This is a genomic window from Lysobacterales bacterium (assembly GCA_016721845.1).
Taxonomy (GTDB): Bacteria; Pseudomonadota; Gammaproteobacteria; order Xanthomonadales; family Ahniellaceae; genus JADKHK01.
In genome coordinates, this window is the sequence record JADKHK010000013.1 from 1,743,825 (window position 1) to 1,764,502 (window position 20,678).

A 20,678-nucleotide genomic window follows, 5' to 3' on the forward strand; every position below is an offset into this window, starting at 1 on the left:
TGCACGCATGTCTCCCCCCGAATCCAGCGAAGCCAGTCGTGTCGCCGAGTTCGAGCAGTCGCTCGATGAACTCGAGCAATTGGTCGGTCGCATGGAAAAGGGCGAGATGTCGCTGGACGAGTCGCTGTCCGCATTCGAACGCGGCGTCGGCCTGTATCGGCAATGCCGCACCGCACTCGACCAGGCCGAACTGCGCGTGCGCCAGATCATCGACCCGAACGATCTCGATGGCGCGCCCCGCTTCGACCCCGACACGCCGTGACCTCACGCCGGCGCTGATCGCGCTGGCCGCTCGCGCCGAATCCGTCCTTGAACGCTTGCTGCCCGCCGACACGCAGGCGCCGGTCCAACTGCATCGCGCGATGCGCTACAGCACGCTCGGCGGCGGCAAGCGCCTGCGCCCCTGTCTTGCCTACAGCGCGGCGCTGGCCTGCGGCGGCACACTCGAACAGGCCGATGCCGCAGGCGCCGCGGTCGAGATGATCCATGCCTATTCGCTGATCCACGACGACCTGCCGGCGATGGACGACGATCACTTGCGCCGCGGCAAGCCGACCTGCCACATCGCGTTCGGGGAAGCGACCGCGATCCTGGCCGGCGACGCCTTGCAGGCACTCGCGTTCGAAGTGCTCGCGGCCGACCAGCACGCCGACCGCGCCGCGGTCCGGCAGGTCGACATGCTGCGGGTGCTCGCTTCGGCCTGCGGTTCGCACGGCATGGCCGGCGGCCAGGCCTTCGATCTCGACGCCGTCGGACGCGCACTCGATCATGTCGAACTCGAACGCATGCACGCACACAAGACCGGCGCCCTGATCCGGGCGTCGGTGCATCTCGGCGCGCTCGCGGCCGGCGAACAGGATGCGCTGCGCATCGGCGCCCTGTTGCGTTATGGCCATGCGGTCGGCCTGGCCTTCCAGATCCGCGACGACATCCTCGACATCGAAGGCGACACCGCCGTCATCGGCAAGCCGCAAGGCTCGGATGCGGCGCAGAACAAGCCGACCTATCCCGCCATCCTCGGCCTCGCCGAATCACGCTCGCTGGCCGAACACCTGCGCGCCGAAGCCCTCGCCGCACTCGCGATCTTCGACGATCGCGCCGAACACCTGCGCGATCTGGCGCACTATTCGGTCGATCGGGTGAGCTGAAGTGTCGCGGGACGGAGCCCGCTCCCACAAAAGAATTTCGATCAAGATTCGCACACGCCATTGGGGGAGCGACCTCCAGGCCGCGATAAGCTCCCGCCATGAACTCTCCCGCGGTGGACATCGACAGCATCGTGATCGGCGCCGGCGTGGTCGGGCTGGCCGTGGCGAGCGCCTTGGCGCAATCCGGTCGCGAAGTCTTCGTGCTCGAATCCGAAGCGCGTGCCGGCGAAGGCATTTCCTCGCGCAACTCGGGCGTGATCCACGCCGGAATCTACTACGCGCACGATTCGTGGAAGGCCAGACTGTGCGTGCGCGGCCGGCGCCTGCTCTACGACTTCTGCGCGCGGCGCGGCATCACCCATCGCAAGCTCGGCAAGCTCGTGGTTGCGAACGACTGGCTCGAAGCCGAGGGCCTGCGCGTCGTCCTGCAACGTGCACAGGAGAACGGCGTCGAGGGCTTGCGCTACCTCGATGCGGCCGAGGCGATGCGGCTCGAACCATCGCTGCATTGCACCGCCGCGATCGAATCGACGGAGTCCGGCATCGTCGATGTCGCCGACTACGTGATGGCCCTGGTCGGCGAAATCGAACAACGGGGCGGTCGCGTGCAATGCGAGACCCGTGTCGAGAACGTGCATGTCGAAGCCGGTGCCTTCAGCGTCGAAGTCGCAGGCGGCGACCGTGTCCGCTGCCGGCGCGTCGTCAACGCGGCCGGGCTCACCTCCACCGAACTCGCGCGTCGCATCGACGGTCTCGATCGCGCGCATATCCCGACCCAGTTCTACGCCGCCGGCCACTACTACCGCCTGCGCGGCAAGTCACCGTTCTCGCGCCTGATCTATCCGGTACCACAGGCCGCCGGACTTGGTGTGCATCTCGGCCTCGACAGCGCCGGCCACGTGCATTTCGGCCCCGACGTGCGCTGGATCGACGCGCCCGACTATCACTTCGACGACCGCCAGCGCAGCGCCTTCGCCGACTCGATACGGCGCTGGTGGCCCGCGCTGCGCGACGACCAGCTCGAGCCCGATTTCGTTGGCGTGCGCCCCAAGCTCGTCGGCCCCGGGCAACCCAGCGGCGACTTCGTGATCCAGGATGCCGCCGTGCATGGCATCGCGAACCTCGTCAACCTGTTCGGCATCGAATCGCCCGGCCTCACGTCCAGCCTCGCGATCGGGGAAGAGGTGCTGAACCGACTGGCTTAGGCGAACCGTTGATTGCGCCGAGCAATGTGGCGCCTCCATCCATGACGGAGTCTCCAACTTTTCTGATTCAGTCGAGGCAAACGATGAAACTGGTGACCAACTTGGGAATTCGCTGGATCAGCGGCATGACATTGCTGTGCGCGTCGGCAATTGCCGTAGCTTGTAGCTGCCCGTTGGGCCCACTGGACCGTGATGCCGGGGGTGAGGCCAAACACGTGTTCGTCTTCCGCTTGCTGGATGCGCGACTTGAGTCGGACGACGGTGCGCGCAGCAACATCCCCGGACCGGTTCACGGGAGAATTCGTGTCGTCGAGTCTTTGAGAGGCGATGGTCGGCAGTTTGATTCCATCGAGTTCTATACATCACAGTGTTGTGGATCGCGGCTCGATGTCGGCCACTACTACATCGCTTTTGTGGACACCGATGGCGAGTCGTTTCTTGCCAACGCGAGTTCCGTCGCCGAGTTGTACTTCGGATACAGCGAACCGACATCGAGCGCACCGTACGATGTCTGGAAGGCGGCCAGCCTCCGAAAACGACTGGATGGGAGCGTGGTGATGGATCAGACAGTTCGAAACCGTGCGTTTTCCCGAATCAGTCAGCTGCCGCCGCCTCCGCCGCCGTGTCCTGACCGCAAGCCGCAGGTCAAGGAAGACTGAAATGCCAATGCCCACTGTAGCGATTTCTTCCCTTCGACCCGCCGGCGACATCAACGGCTTCTTCGGCTTGGTCGTCGACAACGTGTCGATCCTGGCCTTCATCGCGACCGTGCTGGTCGGCGTGTTCGGCATGCCGGCGGAGATCGTGTACACGAAGATGTTTCCGGGCACGGCGCTGGGCGTGCTCGTCGGCAACCTGCTGTACACGCGTATGGCGATCACGCTGGCGAAACGCGAGGGTCGCAGCGACGTGACGGCGATGCCGCTCGGGCTGGATGCACCGACCTCGATCGGCATGGCCTTGCTGGTGCTCGGCCCGGCATTCGCGGGATTTCGCGCTCAGGGTCTCGATGCCGAGGCCGCGGGCCTGCGCACCTGGCAACTCGGCATGGCGGCGCTGGTGATCATGGGCACGTTGAAATTCGCGCTGTCATTTTTCGGCGACGCCGTGCGTCGCCATGTGCCACGTGCCGGACTGCTCGGTTCGATCGCCGGCATCGCGCTGGTGCTGATGGGTTTCCTGCCGCTGATCGAGATCCTGCGCGTGCCGGTGGTCGGATTCGTCGGGCTGGGACTCGTGCTGGCGCTGCTGCTCGGTGCGCCGCGTTTCGCGAAGCTGCCCTCGGTGCCATTCGCGGTATTGATGGGCACCGTGCTGTATTACGCGCTCGGCAGCAGTGGACTGATCGGCGACGCCTTCCATGCACCCCCGTCGCCGCAGTGGCGCTTCGCCTTGCCATGGCCGAACCTCGGCTTCATCGCCGGCTTCGGCGATGCGATGCCCTATGTGCCGCTGCTGATCCCGTTCGGCCTGCTGATGGTGATCGGCGGCATCAACGTGACCGAAAGCGCGCATGCCGCAGGCGATCGCTTCAAGACTCGCGACATCCTGCTGGTCGAGGCCTGTTCGACCCTGGTGGCCGGCGTCTGCGGCGGCGTCGCGCAGACCACGCCCTACATCGGCCAGCCGTCGTACAAGGCGATGGGCGCGGGCCACCGCTACACGTTTGCGACCGGACTCTTCATCGGACTCGGCGGACTGTTCGGCGTCCTGGCGGCCCTGGTCGAGTTCCTGCCCTTGGCCGTGCTCGCGCCGATCCTGGTCTATGTCGCGATCGGGATCTGCGTCCAGTCATTCGAGGCGACGCCGAAGAAATACTGGGCGGCGGTGGTCATCGCCTTCTTCCCGGCGATCGCGCGCATGCTCGCGATCAAGCTGGGCGATCCGAGCTACATCCCGTTCGATCGCTTCGGCGCACTCTACGCTCCGGGTCCGCATGGCCCATCCGAGCTGTTCACCATCGTCGTGCTTGGCAATGGCTTCATCCTCACGTCGATGGTCTGGGCCGCGACCTTCGTTGCCGTCATCGACGGCAAGGCCTGGCGTGCGTCATTTGCACTGGTCGTCGGCGCCGCGCTGACGGCCTTCGGCCTGATCCACTCGATCCGCCCCGATGCGGCGCTGTACCTGCCGTGGCAGCTCGGCCCGGCCGACCTGACGATGGTCCTGCAGTGGACCGCGGGCTATGCGGGGCTGGCACTGCTGCTGCCGCTGATGCTGCGCGGAGATGCGCGTCGCTGAGGGCGTGATCCGCGCTCGCTCCCGTTGCCGTATGTGCAGGTGAACCCGACCAGGACCCTGCCCCATGCGCGCCCGTTTCCGTTCCTTGCTGCTCCTCCTGCCCGCCCTGCTCCTGAACACGGGCGCCCGCGCGGGCACCGTGGACGGCACCATCAATCCGAACTACGGCAACAACCTCGGGCGTGCGGTTGTCGCCGCCTCGCCTGGCTTCGGCACGGCCAATCCGGGGCTGCGCGCGATGGCAACGTCGGTGAGTGGACGGACCTGGCTGTTCGGCGAAGATCGATCGGGGTTGCAGAACGAATTGCTGCTGATCGCGCGACTGGACGCCGCCACCGGGCAAATCGACGCCGGCTTCGGCGGTGGCGATGGCCTGGTCACGGTCGGCTTTCCGGCCGGCATCAACGGTCCGAAAATCGATGGCGCGTTGATCCAGCCGGACGGCAAGCCGCTGATCTTCGGCTACGCCTTCCATCTGCTCGGCCAGGATTACGAGACCGTCGGCCTCATCTGCCGGCTCAATGTCGCCGGCAATTTCGACCTGAGTTTCGGCAGCAACGGCTGCCGGATGATCACCGGTCTGGCCAGTCATCACGAGTCCTGCACCGTGCGCGACCTGGGCTTCGACAACGACAACAACGGGATGATCGCGGTCGGCGGATGCCGCGGCGACGAAGCCGGCGCGACCAACCCGGTGTTCGTCGCCAAGCTCACCGCGAGCGGCGGCTTCGATCCGGAGTTCACCGGCGGCGGCGTCGGCTTTCCAAGCGTGAGTGGCGGCAAGATCGAATTCATCAACGCCCTCAAGGTCCAGCAAAGTGGACGCTTCGCCGCTGCCGCCACCATCTCCGGCATCGACGGCGACTACGACATCGGCGTGCTCCAGTTCAGCAACGACGGCACGCTCGACCCGACCTGGCACAGCGCCGGCGCGCGCCGCGTCCCGATCGACATCGCCGGGAACCTGCATGATTTCGGCATGGGCATCGCCCAGCGTCCGGACGGCCGCATCCTCGTCGCCGGACTGGCCGACGGTCCCGACTACGACGATGCCGTGGTGCTGGTGCAACTGGAAGCGGATGGCGATCTCGACCCGAGCTTCGGCACCGGCGGCATCGCTACCGGACCTGAGCCGCTGACGTTCTCCGTGCAATTCGCCGACGATGTGGTGCCGCTGCAAGTCCTGCACAGCCTGGCGATCGACGATCTTGGGCGACCGGTCGTGCTCGGACTGCTCGCACTCGCCAACGATGTGCGCGTCTATCGTTTCACCGCGAATGGCGCGAAAGATCCGCAATTCGGCGTCGCCGGGCGCGGATTGGTCGACATCGATCACACCGAGGTTCTGGTCGGTCCGTTCGATTCCGAAGACTGGCCCAAGGGCATGATCGTGGAACGCGACCGCATCGTCATCGCGACGCGCTCGGACCGGAATCTCGACAACTTCGCATTCGTGGCGACCACCCTGCAAGCCGCCAACCTGCTGACCGACGGCTTCGAGTGAACGGGCCCGGGCCGGACGGCCCACAGGCTCTCAGCTGCCCGCGACCATCATCTTCTCGAGCAGGATCGATCCGGTGAGGATCGATCCGCGGCGGTCGATGTCGCTGCCGACCGCGACGATGCGCTGGAACATGTCGCGCAACTGACCAGCGATCGTGACTTCGTCGACCGGGTAAGCGATGACGCCGTTCTCGACCCAGAAGCCCGACGCGCCGCGCGAATAGTCGCCGGTGACGGTGTTGACGCCCTGGCCCATCAGCTCGGTGACCAGGAAGCCGGTGCCGAGTCGCTGCAGCATGTCCGCAAAATCGCCACCATTCGTCGAGACCATCAGGTTGTGGATGCCGCCGGCATTGCCGGTGCTCTCCAGACCAAGCTTGCGCGCCGAATACGAGCCGAGGATGTAGCGCGCGAGCACGCCATCGCGGATCAGTTCGCGATCGACGGTCGCCACGCCTTCGGCGTCGAACGCGGATGAGCCGGCGCCGCGCTTGATGTGCGGTTGTTCGAGGATGTTGAACCAGGCCGGGAACAGGCGCTGGCCGACGCTGTCGAGCAGGAACGAGGCCTTGCGATACAAGGCACCGCCACTGACCGCACCGACCAGATGCCCGATCAATGAACGCGCCACGTCCGGCACGAACAGCACGGCGCATTCCTGGGTCGCGATCTTGCGCGGCGACAGGCGGGCCAGCGTGCGCTCGCCGGCGCGGCGCCCCACCGCTTCGGCCGATTCCAGATCCTCGGCGGCGACACCGGTGGTGTACCAGTAGTCGCGCTGCATGCCGTTATCGTCTTCGCCGAGCAGCGAACACGACAGCGAATGCCGGGTACCGGACTCGCGCCCGATGAAGCCGTGCGTGTTCGCATAGACCGCAACGCCACTGCTGCTCGATACATTCGCGCCATCGGAATTGTGCAGGCGCGGATCGAGCGCACGTCCGGCCGCTTCCGAGGCGATGCCGAGTTCGATCGCGCGGGTCGCGTCCAGCGCCCACGGATGCCACTGGTCGAGATCGGGGAAGTAGGTCGCCATGCGACCGGCCTCGGCCAGTCCGGCGCAGGGGTCTTCTTCGGTGTAGCGCGCAATCGCGCAGGCCTGTTCGATCGTGGTCGTGATCGATTCGGCGCGCACGTCGGCGGTACTGGCCGATCCCTTCCGCTTGCCGAAGTAGACGCTGACCGCGACCCCGCGATCCCGCGTGTGCTCGACGGTTTCGACCTCGCCCATGCGCACGTTGACGTTGAGGCCGGCGTCGAGGTTCAAGCTGACTTCCGCCTGCGAAGCGCCGAGGGCACGGCAGCGTGCGAGCACGTCCTCGGCCAGATTGGCGAGTTCGTCCAGCGAGCGTTCGGGCGAATGCGAATGGGAGAGTTCAGCGCTCACGGGCTATCCTTGGATCATTGAATGCGGAGTTCATCGCGATGCACGACGAAAAAATGGATTGGGACGAGTACTACGGCGGACCCAGCCGGAGCATGGTCAAGCGCGAGGCGCTGGACGTGCTGGTGCTCGCCAAGGAACTGGTCGCGCTGTCCGAGCGCGAACTGGCGCGCGTGCCGCTGAGCGATGCGCTGCGCGATCAGGTGCTTGAATCGCAGCGCATCACCGCGAACATCGCACACAAGCGCCAAGTCCAGTTTCTGGCGAAGCAGATGCGCAAGCACGAGGATGAACTGCCGGCGATCCGCGAAGCGCTGGACGCGCCGAAGCAGGAACGTCGTCGCGCGGCGGCCGCGCTGCATCGCATCGAGGAGTGGCGCGACAAGTTGATTCGCGAAGGCGACGACGCCATCAACGAACTGCTGGCCGCAATGCCCGGCGCCGATCGTCAGCAACTGCGCCAACTGGTCCGCACCGCCAAGGCCGAAGCCGCCGCGAACAAACCGCCCGCCGCTGCCCGCCAATTGTTCCGCGCCATCCAGGCCGCGTATGGCGAAGCGATCGAGCCGCGGGACCTGGACGAGATTGTCGCCGACGAAAGCGATGCGGCCGACAACGCGCGCTGAGGTTCGGCGCACGATCGAAGCGCGCCCCTCATCCGCCCTGCGGGCACCTTCTCCCCGCTGACGCGGAGAGAAGGAAAATGGCCGCATGTTCTTCCTTCTCCCCGTGCCAGCGGGGAGAAGGTGGCGCGCAGCGCCGGTTGAGGGGCAAACCATCAAACCCGCGTCCCGCCGACCGTCAGCGCGTCGATCTTGAGCGTGGGTTGGCCGACGCCGACCGGCACGCTCTGGCCATCCTTGCCGCAGACGCCGACGCCACTGTCGAGCTTGAGATCATTGCCGACCATCGAGATGCGCTGCATGACCTCGGGCCCCGAGCCGATCAGGGTCGCGCCCTTCACCGGCCGGGTGATCTTGCCGCCTTCGATCAGATAGGCCTCGCTCGCCGAGAACACGAACTTGCCCGAGGTGATGTCGACCTGGCCACCCCCGAAATTCGGCGCGTACAGGCCGCGTTCGACCGAGGCGATGATCTCGCCCGGATCGGATTGCCCGGCGAGCATGTAGGTGTTGGTCATGCGCGGCATCGGCAGCATCGCGAAGCTTTCGCGACGGCCATTGCCGGTCGGCGTCACACCCATCAGGCCGGCGTTCAACTTGTCCTGCAGATACCCCTTGAGCACGCCGTTCTCGATCAGCGTCGTGCATTGCGTCGGCGTGCCTTCGTCGTCGATGTTCAGCGAACCGCGTCGACCCGGCAGGGTGCCGTCGTCGACCACGGTCACCAGCGGCGATGCCACGCGCTCGCCCATGCGTCCGGCATAGGCCGAGAGTCCCTTGCGATTGAAGTCGCCTTCGAGGCCATGACCGACGGCTTCGTGCAACAGCACCCCCGGCCAGCCCGGACCGAGCACGACCGGCATCTCGCCCGCGGGCGCATCCACGGCCTCGAGATTCACCAGCGCCGTGCGCACCGCCTCGCGCGCCTGAGCATGCGGGAAATCTCCCCCCAGCAACTCCGCGTAACTGATACGGCCGCCACCACCGCCATTGCCGGACTCGCGGCGACCGTTCTGTTCGACGATGACGTTGACGTTGAAGCGCACCAGCGGTCGCACGTCGGCGGCCAGGGTGCCATCGCTGTGTGCGACCAGCACGGTGTCGAGCACCGCCGACAGACTGCACACGACTTGCTTGACGCGAGCGTCGAGCGAGCGCGTGTAGGCGTCGATCTCGCGCAGCAGGGCGACCTTGCGCTCCACCGGAATCGAATCGATCGGGTCTTCGGGCGCATACAGGGCGCGACCCTGCACCGGCGTCAGCGCGCGCTGGGTGCCGTCCTGGCCGGCCTGGGCGATCGCGCGCGCCGATCCGGCGGCTTCGAGCAGGGCCGGCAGCACGATTTCATCCGAATAGGCGAAACCGGTCTTCTCGCCGCTGATCGCGCGCACGCCGACGCCCTGTTCGATGTTGTGCGACCCCTCCTTGACGATGCCGTCCTCCAGCACCCAGCTTTCGTGGCGCGAATGCTGGAAATACAGGTCGGCGGCATCGATGTTCGGCGACATCAGGCGCGAGAACACGCGCCCGAGCTGGTCGGCCGAGAGCCCGCCCGGCGTGAGCAGGCGCGATTCGGCAAGGGCGAGGGAGTTGGACATGCGGCATCCTTCGAATGCGGATATGCCGACATGGTGCCACGCGCCGGCGATTCAACCGTGTGAATCCGGGATAATGCGGCGATTTCCGCCCACGAACGGCCGCCTTCGCCCATGAATTTCCGTACTCAGCTCGACACCCGCTGGCGCGATGCGCAGTCCCTGCTCTGCGTCGGCCTCGATCCTGACCCGAAGCGGATTCCGGCGCATCTGCGCGGGCAGCCGGACGCCGTGTTCCGTTTCTGCGCCGCGATCGTCGATGCGACCGCCGACCTGGCCTGCGCGTTCAAGCCGCAGATCGCCTATTTCCATGCCGCGCGCGCCGAGGAACAGCTCGAACGCCTGATCGCCCATGTTCACGAGCGGCATCCCGGCATTCCGGTGATCCTCGACGCCAAGCGCGGCGACATCGGCGCGACCGCCGAGCAGTACGCACGCGAAGCCTTCGAGCGCTATCGCGCCGATGCGCTGACGGTGAATCCCTACATGGGCTTCGATTCGGTCGAGCCTTATCTGGCCTATCCGGATCGCGGCCTGATCGTGCTGTGCCGAACCAGCAATCCCGGTGGCTCGGATCTGCAGCATCTCGAACTCGCGAATGGCCGCCGACTCTACGAACAGGTCGCCGACCTGGTGGCAGGCGCGTGGAATCGGCATGGCCAAAACGCGCTCGTGGTCGGCGCCACGTTTCCCGAGGAGCTGGCACGCGTGCGTTCGCTCGTCGGCGACCTGCCCCTGCTCGTACCCGGCATCGGTGCGCAAGGTGGCGACATCGAGGCCACGATCCGTGCCGGCGCAACGACAACGGGCGGCCTGATGATCAATTCGTCGCGCGCCATCCTCTACGCGAGCAGCGGCGAAGACTTCGCCGAAGCCGCACGCCGCGTCGCACTCGACACTCGCGACGCGATTCACGATGCACGGAAGCGGGCCCAGCCATGAGCAATCCACCGATCAATTTCAGCTTCAGCTTCAGTCCGCCGGCCGCACCGGCCAGCAGCGGCAATCCGCTGCAGGACTTCTTCAACCGTCACCAGGGCCGGCTGATGTCGAAGTGGACACACTACTTCGATGTCTATCACCGCCACTTCGCCCGCTATCGCGGCACCCCCTGCACGATCGTCGAAATCGGCGTCTACCATGGCGGTTCGCTGGAGCTGTGGCGCGATTACTTCGGACCGCGCGCACGCATCATCGGTGTCGACATCGAGGACCGCGCACGCGCGCTCGCCGCGCCCGGCACCGAGATCCTGATCGGCGACCAGGAAGATCCGCTGTTCCTGAACCAGATTGCCGAACACGCCGGTCGCATCGATCTCCTGATCGACGACGGAGGCCACCACATGCAGCAGCAGATCAACACGCTGCTGCACCTGTATCCGCGCATCGCGCCGAACGGTGTCTACCTGTGCGAAGACCTGCACACGAGCTACTGGGAGGAATTCGGTGGCGGCCTGCGCCAACCGAATACCTTCGTCGAGTTCTCGAAGAGACTGATCGACAAGCTCAATGCGTTCCATACTCGCGACGATGAGCTGGTGCCGGATGGCTACACCGCCAGCACGAACTCGATGCATTACTACGACAGCATGCTGGTGATCGAAAAACGTCCGCGCCAGCCATCGCAGATGGTGCGTGCCGGCGTACCGTTCTTCCCGGACCTCGAAGAACGCCCGGGCAAGGGGTCGGGTGCAGCATGACCTCCCATCTTCCTATCGCCGCGGGACTTGCGGCCATCGCGTGCGTCGGCGCGAGCGGACTTCGCGCCGAAGTCGTCGAATCGATCGACGACGTCACCTACACCGCCTATCCGACACGCGGCCAGACCCTGCGCCAAGCCTTGAACGCCGCCACCCCGATCCGCGAGGACGGCGAACGCTTCCACGGTCACACCAAGTGGAACATCCGCTGGTCGTTCAAGTGGTGGCGCGAGGCCGACGGCAGCTGCCGCATCACCTCGAGCGAGACACTGCTCGACCTGGTCATCACGATGCCCGAACTCGAAGGCGGCGGCGGCGCGATGCAACGACGCTTCGCCGACTTCCGCGACGCGCTGCACGAACACGAGCTCGGTCACGCCGACATCGCACGCGACGCCGCCCACGCGGTGGACGACGCCATCCTCGACCTGCCGGAAATGGACGACTGCGCAACGCTTGAAGCAGTCGCCAACCGCCGCGCCCACGCCATCGTCGACGCGTCGAAACGCCGTCAGAAACAGTACGACCGCGATACCGAACACGGTCGACGCGACGGCGCGAGTCCGGACTGAGTCCGCGCGACCCGCACCATCGTTCGCCTTACGCGACCTTCTTCTCGACGCCGGGCAACTGCGCGGCAATCCGTGCCGCTTCGGCCTTCAGGGCAGCCGGCGTGCGTGCGCCGAACTCGTCGAAGTAGTCGGCGATCGCTTCGAATTCGCGGGCCCAGCCGTGTTCGTCGATGTGCAGCAGCTGTTCCACCGCATGCTCGCTGATCTTGAGTCCGCCGAGGTTCAAGTCGGCGCGCTTCGGCAAGTGCCCGATCGGCGTCTCCACCGCATCGGCCTTGCCTTCGCAACGCTTCAGCATCCACTCCAGCACGCGCAGGTTGTCGCCGAAGCCCGGCCACAGGAACTTGCCGTCGCTGCCCTTGCGGAACCAGTTGACGTGGAAGATCTTCGGCAGGTTCGCGCCCGGGCGATCGAAACTCAGCCAGTGCGCGAAGTAGTCGCCGAAGTTGTAGCCGCAGAACGGCTTCATCGCCATCGAGTCGCGACGCACGACGCCGACGGCGCCGGTCGCGGCCGCCGTGGTTTCCGACGCCATCGAGGCACCGACCAGCACGCCGTGCGTCCAGTCACGCGCTTCGAACACCAGCGGCACCAGCGACTCGCGACGACCGCCGAACACGATCGCCGAGATCGGCACGCCGCGCGCCTCTTCGGCCTTCGGCGTCCAGCTCGGGCAACGCTGCGCCGACACGGTGAAGCGCGAATTCGGGTGTGCGGCAGGACCGTGGCCGGGTGCGTAGTCGTTGCCCTTCCAGTCCTTGGCCGGGACACGCTCGTCCAGGCCTTCCCACCACGGCTGGTTGTCTGCGGTCACCGCGACATTGGTAAAGATCGCCTCGCGATTCAGCATCGCCAGCGCGTTGGCATTGGTCTTCGCGCCCGTACCCGGCGCGACGCCGAAGAACCCGGCCTCCGGATTGATTGCCCACAAACGACCATCCTCGCCCGGTGACATCCAGCAGATGTCGTCGCCGACCGTCCAGACCTTCCAGCCGGCCTCTCGGTAACCTTCCGGCGGAATCAGCATCGCCAAGTTGGTCTTGCCGCAGGCCGACGGAAATGCGGCGGCGACGTAATGCGTTTCACCCTGCGGATTCTCGATGCCGACGATCAGCATGTGCTCGGCCAACCAGCCTTCCGAGCGGGCCTGCCAGGAACCGATGCGCAATGCGTGGCATTTCTTGCCGAGCAAGGCATTGCCGCCATAGCCGGAGCCGATCGACTTGATCGTCAGCTCCTCCGGGAAATGCATGATGAAGCGACGCGTCGGATCGAGATCGCCGGTCGAATGCAGGCCCTTGACGAAGCGACCCTCGCGCTCGATGCGCGCCAGCGCCGGCGCACCCATGCGCGTCATCAGGCGCATGTTCGCCACCACGTAGGGCGAGTCGGTGATCTCGACGCCGCAACGCGCGATCGGCGAATCGATCGGGCCCATGCAGTAAGGAATCACGTACAGGGTACGGCCTTGCATGCAACCGGCGAACAGTGCATCGACTTCGGCATGCGCCTCGGTGGGATGCATCCAGTGGTTGTTCGGGCCGGCGTCGTCCTGATGCTTCGTACAGACGAAGGTCAGGTGTTCCACACGCGCCACATCGGACGGATGCGACCGGTGCAGGTAGCAGTCCGGATGCGTTTCCGGATTCAGCGCCAGCAGGTCGCCCCGATCCAGCATCAACTGGGTCAGCACCTGCAACTCGGCCTCGCTGCCATCGCACCAGTGGATACGATCGGGCTGCGTCAACGCAGCGACCTCTTGGACCCAGTCGTTCAGGGTCGCGAGTTTGGACGTCATGGCGATTGCTCCGTGCCCGATCGGGCCAGAATGGGAATGGGGGATGCGTGCAGGCTAGCCGTCGATATCCACGAGAGCAAGACAATGAGATTCATTCTTGATTGTAAATGCGATTCATTCTCACTAATATCATGACATTCTCAATGTTCCCAAGGACTTGCCCATGAACACCATCCGCCCTGCCGTGTTGACGGTGGCCATCGCGACCGCCCTGTCCTGGAGCAGCCACGCGGCGGCCGACGCGGCGTCATCGCCGCGCCGCCTCGAGCGCACCGAGGTCAGTGGTGAAGCCCAGCCCGACCCGCGCTTCCCGCAGGTAAGCAAGGACGTGGTCGATGGCCAGGTGCTTGCCGGCAAGAAGAGTACCGACGTCAAATTGGCCGAACAGCCGGCGGTCGCGAACAACGAACTGCGCCAGACCTTCGTGCGCGTTCCTGGCCTGCTCGTTTCCGAACAGCAGATCCCGAGCCACTTCAACGTGAACTACCGCGGCCTCGGCGATCCGCATGAATCCGAATTCGTGATGTTCTTCGAGGATGGCGTGCCGCTCGCGAGCGGCTGGTTCGGTTACCCGACGATGTACTACCTGCCGCCGACCGAGCGCCTCGAACGCGTGCAATTCGTGCGCGGCGGGTCTGCCCTGCTGTACGGGCCGCAACCGGGTCCGGCGGTGAATCTGGTGACGCGCGACCCACTGCCCGAAGCAGCGCTGGCCGCACGTTCACGCCACATCGGCGGCGGCGACGGACTGTATGCGACCTACAACGAAGTCAGCGGCGGCGTCGGTGATCTCGGCTACCGCGTCGAGGTCGATCATCGTGAATTCGATGGCACCCGCGTCAACTCGGACTCGGACGTGGACGGGGCCGCGATCGCGCTGTACTGGCGCGAGAGCGACACGGCGCACTGGCGCCTCGACCTGAATCGCTACGAGAGCGAGAGCGGCGAAGCCGGTCGCTTGCCGACGCCGCTGTACGAGACCGATCCGACACTCACGACGACGCCCTACAACCGCGTCTCGATCGAACGCAAGTCGGCCGTGCTGAGCACGCATCGCGATCTCGCCGACGGCTACCTGCTCGATGCGAAGCTCTGGCATGCGCAACTGGACCGCGACAGCCGCCGCGTCAACGCAGTGTTCCTGCCGGGGCAATTGCCACCCAACCTGCGCTCGAACTTCGACCATCAGGATTTCAGCAGCACCGGCCTCGATGCCCGCCTCACCCACGACTTCGGCCACAACCACACGCTGACCTTCGGCGCCACCGCGTATGCCGAAGACAGCCCGCGCTGGCAGCGTTCGAACGTGCTGCTGGAGGCCGATGCCGGCAACGTCCTGCGCTACGCCCAGGAGCGCGGCACCGACTACTTCTCCGCATTCGCCGAATCGGTATTCCGCTTCGACCGCTGGAGCGTCATTCCGGCACTGCGCGTGGAGTCGCTGGCGCTCGACATCGACGAGACCACGGTGTCATCGACGGTCCTGCGCGATGCCATCGATGCGCGCTTCCATCACCTGGTGCCGCTGGCCGGTCTCGGCCTCACCTACGAATTGCCGGAGCAGCGCCTGCAGGCCTACGGCAACCTGTCGCAGGGTTACCGGCCGATGCGCTATGACGACGTCGGCAACCCGACCTCGAACCTGATCGATGGCAATGATCCGGATCCGTCGAAGACCTTGAGCGCCGAAATCGGTCTGCGCGGCGCGCCGATCGAGGGCCTGTTCTTCGATGTGAGCCTGTTCCACATCGACTTCCGCAACAAGATCGAGCAGATCCAGGTGTCGCCGGGCGAAGTGGAACGCGTGAACTCGGGCGATGCGCGCCATCAGGGCATCGAATTCGCCGCCGAATACGACTTCCTCGCCGGTCGCAACGGCACCCATCTGACGGCGTTCGCGTCGGCCTCCTTCCTCGACGCCGAGATCACTGAATCGTTGACGGCCGACCTGGTCGGCAATACGCCAGCCTATGCGCCCCAGCGTGTCGCCAAGCTCGGCCTGATCTGGCGCGCACTCGACGACCGGCTCAAGCTCGGCCTGACCGGCACCGCCGTGTCCGACCAGTTCTGGCGCGATGCCAACACGGCCACCGGCAATGTCGTGACCTTCGTCGCGGCGGAAATTCCGTCCTACCGGGTGTTCGATCTGAACGGCGAGTGGAAGCTCAACGACCACATCAGCCTGATCGGCGGCATCAACAATCTCGCCGACGAAACCTACACGTCGCGCGTCCGCAGCGACGGCATCGAACCCGCTGCGGAACGCCAGTCCTACTTCGGCATCGAACTGGCGCTGTAGTTCTCAGCCACCGACGCGCAACGACAGCATGAACGCCCGGCCCGATTGCGTCGCGAGATCCACTTCGCGCGCATCGGGCGCGAAGCCGCGCACCGAGCTCCACTGCCAGTAACGGCGATCCCCGAGGTTGCTGATGCCGGCATCGATGCGCAGCGCTGCGGTCGGCGCGTAATGCCAGAACAGGTCGAACACGCCATAGCCGGCCGGCGCGAACAGCGGACCGCGCGATGTGTCGACATCGTCCTTCGCGGCGGCGAAACGACCCAGCAACTCGACGCGATGGCGGCCATCGGCGCTGTCGCGATTCAGGCCGAGCACCAGTCGTGCCGGATCGACCGAGTTGAGCGGCAGCTCGCGCTGCGTGTCCTCGCCCTGCACCCAGCTTACGGACAGGGTCGCGTTGAATGCATCCAGACCCATCCCGGCAAGATTCGCCTCGCCATTCAGCTCGATGCCATGAATGCGCGCGCGATCGCGATTCTGCGACTGGAACACCAGCAGGCCCGATTGCGGATCGCGACCGAGGTTGACGCGCGACTCGATCAGGTCGCGGTAGCGGTTGTCGTAGATCGACACTTCGCCACTCGCGTGCTGACCCGACCAGCGCGCACCGAGTTCGAGGCCCTGGCTGCGCTCCGGGCGCAGGTCCGGATTCGGAATCGCGCTGTAGCCGAATGCGGGAATGTTCAGGCCCAGGTTCACGTCCGAGAACGGCGGCGCCCGGAACCCGCGCGCGTATTGCGCGAACACGCTGAGCGAATCGCTGGCGGCATAGCGCAGGCCGAGCTTGGGGGTGACGCTCTGCGCCCTGCTGTCGACCACATCCGCGGCCGGATTGTCGGCCAGCCACAGGGCATCGGGATCGGCATCGGTGCGGAAACGGTCGTAGCGCAAGGCCGGGATCAGGAACCAGCGCTCGCCGAATTCGATGTCGTCCTGAACATAGAGCCCGAACTCCTGCAGCGTCGAATTCGGGAAATCGCGCACCGGCATGCGTTCACCCAGCAGCACCGGCGTGCTGGCACCGGTATTCAGATTGATCTCGACGCCATCGCGATGCTCATCGATCGCCGTGCGCGCCAGATCGAATCCGGCGACAAAGCGATGGGTCAGCGGGCCCTGCACGGCTTCGCCGGCGATCAGGCCCTCCAGCCCCACCTGCTGGGTGTCGAACACGAACTGACGCAAGCGCCGCGTCGGCGCCGCACTCGCCGTGGCGCCGCGGCGATCCTGCACGGTGCGCTGGTCGACCTCGCTGCGTTGCACGTAGGCCATCAGGTTCCATTGCGCGAATGCGCCCTCGAGCCCGTCGCCGCTCCAGGCCAGCGACGCGCGACCACGCGATTCGGCATCCTGCGCGTTCATCGCCGTCGTCGTCGCATACTGGCCGGGACCGTTGACGAGCGAGCGCACGTCGGTGTCGGTATCGGCCCGATAGGCGTCGAGCCCGAGGCTCAACCGCCCAGGCAGCATGCCTTCGTTGACCAGCTTGGCGAGCAGGAAGCGTTCCTCGCCATCGGCGGGATTGGCGTCGATCCCGCCGGCGCGCGGCATCGTGTCGCGTTCGTGTTCGCGGCGTTCGTTGGCGCTGACCAACATCTGCCAGCCACCGGACACGACCGCGCTCGAAGCGCTGATCGCAGTCGAAGCATCACGCGTGTCGTGCGTCAGGCGCGAACCGACGAACCATTCGCCCGCACCTTCCGCCAGCAGATCGGCAGGATCACGTGTTCGCATCGCGACCACGCCCGCGAGCGCATCGGAGCCGTACAGGCTGGACGCCGGGCCGCGCAGGAATTCGACGCGCTGCAGCAACTCCGGGTCGACCAGGTTGCGCCCCGCGCGCGAGAAGCTGCCGACGGCGAAGCCATCGCCGAGCGGAACGCCATCGAGTTCCACCGCGACGCGATTGCCTTCGAGGCCACGGATCGCGAACCCCTGCGTGCCGAAGCGGCTTGCGTCTTCGTTGACGCTGAGGGTGGCGTCGTAGCGGGCGAGATCGCGGATGTCGCGAATCAGTCGCGTCTCGATCTGGCCGCGTTCGATCAGGGCCACCGATCCGGCGATGTCGCCGATCGGTTGTTCGACCCGGCTGGCGACAACGACGATGGCATCGAGCGAGGTCGGCCGGCTCGTTTCCGCATCGGCGGCGAACACGGCCAAGGGCAGCAGGGACAGGGCGATCGCGGAACTGAGGGGATGGCGGCGCATGGCTTTCTCCGTTGGCAATGGGCGCAGCTTCGGCGCCCACCGCGTTGCCCGCCTTGATCCTCATCAAGCACGCCGTCGTGGTCAATTGCGCTAGGTCAATTGCGCTAACGGAATCGGCATTGCAAAGCGGTCGCTTCGTCGCGCCGCCGGGCCGCTTGACCTAGGTCATGGCTGCTTCTGCCGCACAGGACGACGCTGGCGACATGCAGTCCCGCGACTGCCCCGCGTCAACACAATAGAGGAGATGGCCATGCGTAACCCGAAGCCCCTGCTGTGGATCGCACTCGTACTGAGTGGTGCGGTCGCCGCAGACGACGTCAGCAACGAACGAATCCCGAAGCAGGGCCTGGACGTCGGCAAGGCCGCGTTCCTGGCGAACTGCGCGGCCTGTCATCAACCTGAAGGCACCGGCCTGACCGGGGCATTTCCGCCCCTTGCCGGCTCCGATTTCCTGAAGAACAACGACAAGCAGAAGGTGCTGGCGTCGGTGCTCCAGGGCATCAATGGCGCGCTCACCGTCAATGGCAACACCTACAACGGCGTGATGCCGGCGATGAGCCACCTGACCGATGCCGAGATCGCCAACATCACCACTTTCGTCTACGCCAGTTGGGGCAATCCGGGCGGAAAGGTGACTCCGAAGGACGTCGCGGCCGCACGCAAGACGCTGGCCGTGAGCAGTGATCCGGCACAGGGTGAACGCCACGTCGGCACGAAACAGTCCGAACAGGGCTATCAAGGTGCACCTTCGACTGTTTCGTCGAAGGACGTGAAGATGATCGTGAGCCCGGGTGCGCCCTCGCTCAGCGAGACCGAATTCAACCGCGCCACCGAAATCTTCTTCGAGCGTTGTGCCGGCTGCCACGGCGTGCTGCGCAAGGGTGCGACCGGCAAGCCGCTGACACCGGACATCACCCGCGCCAAGGGCACCGACTACCTGAAGGCATTGATCAACTTCGGTTCGCCGGCCGGCATGCCGAACTGGGGCTCGTCGGGCCAGCTGACCGCCGCTGAAGTGGACATCATGGCGCGCTTCCTCCAGCACGATCCGCCGGCACCGCCGGAATGGGGCATGAAGGAGATGAAGGAGAGCTGGAAGGTGATCGTGCCGGAGTCGGAACGCCCGACCCAGCCGATGCACAAGCGCAACATCGACAACTTCTTCATCGTCACGCTGCGCGATGCGGGCCAGATCGCGATCATCGACGGCGACACCAAGGAAGTCGTGAACACGCTGAAGACCGGCTACGCCGTGCACATCACGCGTCCGTCGCATTCCAAGCGTTACGCCTACACGATCGGCCGAGACGCCAAGATCGACCTGATCGACCTGTGGATGAATCCGCCGCAGATCGTCGCCGAGATCAAGATCGGGCTGGAAGCGCGTTCGGTCGAGACCTCCAAGTACAAGGGCTTCGAGGACAAGCTGGCGATCGCCGGTGCCTATTGGCCGCCGCAATACGTGATCATGGATGGCCCGACCCTGGAACCGAAGAAGATCGTGTCGACCCGCGGCATGACCGTGGACACGCAGGAGTACCACCCGGAACCGCGCGTGGCCGCGATCGTCGCCAGTCACGAGCACCCGGAGTTCATCGTCAACGTCAAGGAAACCGGCCGCATCCTGCTGGTGAACTACGAAGACATCGAGAACCTGTCGGTGACGACGCTCGACGCCGCACGCTTCCTGCATGATGGCGGTTGGGATTCGACACATCGCTACTTCATGACCGCCGCCAACCAGAGCAACAAGATCGCGGTCGTCGATTCGAAGGAGCGCAAGATGGTCTCGCTGGTCGATGCCGACAAGATCCCGCACCCGGGTCGCGGCGCGAACTTCGTGCATCCGAAGTTCGGTCCGGTCTGGGTCACGTCGGCACTCGGCAACGAGAAGATCACGCTGATCGGCACCGACCCGGAACACCACAAGGACCAGGCCTGGAAGGTCGTCGAGACGCTGAAAGGCCAGGGTGGCGGTTCGCTGTTCGTCAAGACGCATCCGAAGTCGAAGCACCTGTACGTCGACACCCCGCTGAATCCCGATCCGAAGATCAGCCAGACCATCGCCGTGTTCGACACCCAGAACCTGGAGGCGGGCTACAAGGTGCTGCCGATCGGCGAGTGGGCCAAGCTGGGCCCGGGTCCGAAGCGCATCGTGCAACCGGAATACAACATGACCGGCGATGAAGTGTGGTTTTCGGTGTGGAGCGGGCAGAAAGAAGAATCGGCGATCGTCGTGATCGACGACAAGACCCTGAAGCTTAAGAAGGTCATCAAGGGACCGAACATCATCACGCCGACCGGCAAGTTCAACGTGACCAATACGGCCGCCGACATCTATTGATCCGTGTCTGATGCCTGTCCCGGGAACGCGCGGGACAGGCATCCGGAGAGCGGTC

At 65.5% G+C, this 20,678-nt stretch carries 16 protein-coding genes; 12 read left to right on the forward strand and 4 right to left on the reverse strand.

Annotated features, from left to right (window positions below; all coding sequences use genetic code 11):
* The first annotated feature begins 7 nt into the window (after positions 1 to 7).
* The 6 genes from IPP28_15450 to IPP28_15475 all read left to right on the forward strand — a co-directional run bounded on the left by IPP28_15450 (position 8) and on the right by IPP28_15475 (position 6,098).
* A complete protein-coding gene (locus IPP28_15450) occupies positions 8 to 262 on the forward strand; it encodes an exodeoxyribonuclease VII small subunit (protein ID MBL0042390.1) in 255 nt (84 codons plus the stop codon).
* Positions 228 to 1,148: a polyprenyl synthetase family protein gene (locus tag IPP28_15455; protein MBL0042391.1), complete on the forward strand. Its 921-nt coding sequence runs from the start codon at positions 228 to 230 to the stop codon at positions 1,146 to 1,148. Before IPP28_15450 ends, IPP28_15455 begins: the two co-directional genes overlap by 35 nt.
* 98 nt (positions 1,149 to 1,246) lie before the next feature.
* The gene (locus tag IPP28_15460) at positions 1,247 to 2,353 is read left to right on the forward strand and encodes an NAD(P)/FAD-dependent oxidoreductase (protein ID MBL0042392.1); all 1,107 of its coding nucleotides are present in this window, start codon (positions 1,247 to 1,249) and stop codon (positions 2,351 to 2,353) included.
* 83 nt (positions 2,354 to 2,436) lie between these two features.
* On the forward strand, positions 2,437 to 3,012 hold the full coding sequence (locus IPP28_15465; GenBank protein MBL0042393.1) for a hypothetical protein: 576 nt from the start codon (positions 2,437 to 2,439) through the stop codon (positions 3,010 to 3,012).
* A 7-nt stretch (positions 3,013 to 3,019) separates the two neighbouring features.
* On the forward strand, positions 3,020 to 4,594 hold the full coding sequence (locus IPP28_15470) for a hypothetical protein (protein ID MBL0042394.1): 1,575 nt from the start codon (positions 3,020 to 3,022) through the stop codon (positions 4,592 to 4,594).
* 64 nt (positions 4,595 to 4,658) lie between these two features.
* Complete coding sequence (locus IPP28_15475) at positions 4,659 to 6,098, forward strand: hypothetical protein (GenBank protein MBL0042395.1); 1,440 nt, start codon at positions 4,659 to 4,661, stop codon at positions 6,096 to 6,098.
* Between the two features lie 30 nt (positions 6,099 to 6,128).
* Here the strand turns inward: IPP28_15475 and pmbA are convergent, their stop codons facing one another.
* Positions 6,129 to 7,484, reverse strand: a complete 1,356-nt coding sequence (pmbA, locus tag IPP28_15480; protein MBL0042396.1) for a metalloprotease PmbA — start codon at positions 7,482 to 7,484, stop codon at positions 6,129 to 6,131.
* A 38-nt stretch (positions 7,485 to 7,522) separates the two neighbouring features.
* Between pmbA and IPP28_15485 the strand changes: the two genes are divergently transcribed.
* Positions 7,523 to 8,107 (forward strand): DUF615 domain-containing protein, encoded by a 585-nt coding sequence (locus IPP28_15485; protein MBL0042397.1) that lies wholly within the window; start codon positions 7,523 to 7,525, stop codon positions 8,105 to 8,107.
* 152 nt (positions 8,108 to 8,259) lie between these two features.
* On the opposite strand, the gene tldD is transcribed toward IPP28_15485, so the two are convergent.
* The gene (gene tldD, locus IPP28_15490; protein MBL0042398.1) at positions 8,260 to 9,702 is read right to left on the reverse strand and encodes a metalloprotease TldD; all 1,443 of its coding nucleotides are present in this window, start codon (positions 9,700 to 9,702) and stop codon (positions 8,260 to 8,262) included.
* 111 nt (positions 9,703 to 9,813) lie between these two features.
* On the opposite strand from tldD, the gene pyrF reads away from it, so the two are divergent.
* Genes pyrF through IPP28_15505 form a run of 3 tightly spaced genes read left to right on the forward strand, consistent with a single transcriptional unit; the run spans position 9,814 to position 11,971 of the window.
* Positions 9,814 to 10,641, forward strand: a complete 828-nt coding sequence (pyrF, locus tag IPP28_15495; protein MBL0042399.1) for an orotidine-5'-phosphate decarboxylase — start codon at positions 9,814 to 9,816, stop codon at positions 10,639 to 10,641.
* On the forward strand, positions 10,638 to 11,399 hold the full coding sequence (locus IPP28_15500; protein ID MBL0042400.1) for a class I SAM-dependent methyltransferase: 762 nt from the start codon (positions 10,638 to 10,640) through the stop codon (positions 11,397 to 11,399). The genes pyrF and IPP28_15500 overlap by 4 nt, the downstream gene beginning before the upstream one ends.
* On the forward strand, positions 11,396 to 11,971 hold the full coding sequence (locus tag IPP28_15505; protein MBL0042401.1) for a DUF922 domain-containing Zn-dependent protease: 576 nt from the start codon (positions 11,396 to 11,398) through the stop codon (positions 11,969 to 11,971). The genes IPP28_15500 and IPP28_15505 overlap by 4 nt, the downstream gene beginning before the upstream one ends.
* A 28-nt stretch (positions 11,972 to 11,999) precedes the next feature.
* Here IPP28_15505 and IPP28_15510 read toward each other — a convergent pair whose 3' ends face one another.
* Entirely contained in the window at positions 12,000 to 13,769 is a 1,770-nt protein-coding gene (locus tag IPP28_15510; protein ID MBL0042402.1) for a phosphoenolpyruvate carboxykinase (GTP), read from the reverse strand.
* A 163-nt stretch (positions 13,770 to 13,932) separates the two neighbouring features.
* On the opposite strand from IPP28_15510, the gene IPP28_15515 reads away from it, so the two are divergent.
* Positions 13,933 to 16,068 (forward strand): TonB-dependent receptor, encoded by a 2,136-nt coding sequence (locus IPP28_15515; GenBank protein MBL0042403.1) that lies wholly within the window; start codon positions 13,933 to 13,935, stop codon positions 16,066 to 16,068.
* A gap of 3 nt (positions 16,069 to 16,071) precedes the next feature.
* On the opposite strand, the gene IPP28_15520 is transcribed toward IPP28_15515, so the two are convergent.
* Positions 16,072 to 18,279, reverse strand: coding sequence for a TonB-dependent hemoglobin/transferrin/lactoferrin family receptor (locus IPP28_15520; protein MBL0042404.1), 2,208 nt, complete (start codon positions 18,277 to 18,279; stop codon positions 16,072 to 16,074).
* Between the two features lie 250 nt (positions 18,280 to 18,529).
* On the opposite strand from IPP28_15520, the gene IPP28_15525 reads away from it, so the two are divergent.
* Entirely contained in the window at positions 18,530 to 20,623 is a 2,094-nt protein-coding gene (locus IPP28_15525; protein ID MBL0042405.1) for a c-type cytochrome, read from the forward strand.
* Positions 20,624 to 20,678: the final 55 nt, after the last annotated feature.

Coding starts and splice junctions, on each gene's coding strand:
- IPP28_15450 (MBL0042390.1), top strand. CDS start 8: ATGTCTCCCCCCGAATCCAGCGAAGCCAGTCGTGTCGCCGAGTTCGAG.
- IPP28_15455 (MBL0042391.1), top strand. CDS start 228: ATGGCGCGCCCCGCTTCGACCCCGACACGCCGTGACCTCACGCCGGCG.
- IPP28_15460 (MBL0042392.1), top strand. CDS start 1,247: ATGAACTCTCCCGCGGTGGACATCGACAGCATCGTGATCGGCGCCGGC.
- IPP28_15465 (MBL0042393.1), top strand. CDS start 2,437: ATGAAACTGGTGACCAACTTGGGAATTCGCTGGATCAGCGGCATGACA.
- IPP28_15470 (MBL0042394.1), top strand. CDS start 3,020: ATGCCCACTGTAGCGATTTCTTCCCTTCGACCCGCCGGCGACATCAAC.
- IPP28_15475 (MBL0042395.1), top strand. CDS start 4,659: ATGCGCGCCCGTTTCCGTTCCTTGCTGCTCCTCCTGCCCGCCCTGCTC.
- IPP28_15485 (MBL0042397.1), top strand. CDS start 7,523: ATGCACGACGAAAAAATGGATTGGGACGAGTACTACGGCGGACCCAGC.
- tldD (MBL0042398.1), bottom strand. CDS start 9,702: ATGTCCAACTCCCTCGCCCTTGCCGAATCGCGCCTGCTCACGCCGGGC.
- pyrF (MBL0042399.1), top strand. CDS start 9,814: ATGAATTTCCGTACTCAGCTCGACACCCGCTGGCGCGATGCGCAGTCC.
- IPP28_15500 (MBL0042400.1), top strand. CDS start 10,638: ATGAGCAATCCACCGATCAATTTCAGCTTCAGCTTCAGTCCGCCGGCC.
- IPP28_15505 (MBL0042401.1), top strand. CDS start 11,396: ATGACCTCCCATCTTCCTATCGCCGCGGGACTTGCGGCCATCGCGTGC.
- IPP28_15510 (MBL0042402.1), bottom strand. CDS start 13,769: ATGACGTCCAAACTCGCGACCCTGAACGACTGGGTCCAAGAGGTCGCT.
- IPP28_15515 (MBL0042403.1), top strand. CDS start 13,933: ATGAACACCATCCGCCCTGCCGTGTTGACGGTGGCCATCGCGACCGCC.
- IPP28_15520 (MBL0042404.1), bottom strand. CDS start 18,279: ATGCGCCGCCATCCCCTCAGTTCCGCGATCGCCCTGTCCCTGCTGCCC.
- IPP28_15525 (MBL0042405.1), top strand. CDS start 18,530: ATGCGTAACCCGAAGCCCCTGCTGTGGATCGCACTCGTACTGAGTGGT.